At 48.2% G+C, this 1,200-nt stretch carries 1 protein-coding gene and 1 pseudogene; both read left to right on the top strand.

All coding sequences use genetic code 11. The features are described 5' to 3' along the window. Nucleotides 1-1,044: DUF294 nucleotidyltransferase-like domain-containing protein (locus tag R7070_RS25805; protein ID WP_318141463.1), on the top strand; the 1,044-nt coding region annotated here is incomplete at its 5' end. A 32-nt stretch (nt 1,045-1,076) separates the two neighbouring features. Next, nucleotides 1,077-1,200 (top strand): annotated as a pseudogene (locus R7070_RS25800) (3'-5' exonuclease); the annotation flags it as partial.

Here is a 1,200-nt window from a genome sequence, read left to right as displayed (position 1 = left end):
CGCGCGGTGGGCATGCTCGACATGACACAGATTCTCAGCGCGTTTTCGACGCATTCCCACGTGTTAACACTCAGCATTGCACGAGCAAGCAGCGTAGAAGAACTGGCGTTGGCCTCAAACCGCCAACGTCAACTGGTAGAAAGCTTGCTGAGAAACGGCATCCGTACTCGCTTCATCATGGAGCTCATCTCTGCGGTAAACGAACAAATTATCGAAAAAGCCTTTGAACTGGTGGTGCCACCCGCTTTGCACGACCACTGTTGTTTGATCGTGCTGGGCTCAGAAGGGCGTGGCGAGCAAATTCTTAAGACCGACCAAGACAACGCGCTCATTATTGAAGACGGGCTAGAATGGCCGCATTGCGAACAAGTGATGCAATCATTCACCCACACTCTGCAGCAGCTTGGTTACCCACTCTGCCCCGGCAAAGTGATGGTCAACAACCCGAAATGGGTCAAAACGCAGCAAGAGTGGATCCACACCTTAGATCATTGGATTGCGAAGGCGGAGCCTGAACCTATCATGGACTTGGCGATTTTCAGTGACGCACATGCAGTAGCAGGAAATCGAGAGCTTCTCACCCCAATAGCAAATCACCTCAGAGACAGCATGAAAGATCGCATGCTGGTTTTGTCGGATTTCACGCGCCCTGCTTTGCAATTTTCCGTGCCCCTTACTTTGTTTGGCAACGTAAAAAGTGCCAAGGATGGTTTGGATATCAAACGTGGTGGCATCTTCCCTATCGTGCATGGTATTCGCACCTTGTCGTTGGAATATGCGATTGAAGAAAAAAACACCTTTGAACGCATCGAAGCACTAAGAAAAAAACGCATCTTAGAACCTGAGACCGCAGACAACTTAAACGAAGCGTTGAAGCTGTTCTTTAAGATTCGCCTTCATCAGCAATTGAGTAAACAAGAAACACTTAACAACATTGATATCAAACAGTTAGAACGAACCGAGCGTGACTTGCTGCGTCATAGCTTGCATGTGGTGAAGAAGTTTAAGCAGTTCTTGGGCTTCCACTATCAAATCCGCGATTAAGCGCTTACACAAGTCAAAATGAGGCGTAGAGGATGAACTGGTTACAACGCAAATATTGGCATTGCAAACTGAAAGGCTCGCCTTATCAGTCGCTGTTTTGTGCGCCACACAAAACCGAGATTGTGTCTCTAGATTGTGAGACCACCAGCCCTGATC

Source organism: Vibrio sp. 1557 (genome assembly GCF_033340175.1).
GTDB classification, from domain to species: domain Bacteria; phylum Pseudomonadota; class Gammaproteobacteria; order Enterobacterales; family Vibrionaceae; genus Vibrio; species Vibrio alginolyticus.
This window is presented reverse-complemented; position numbering and strand designations above follow the sequence as displayed.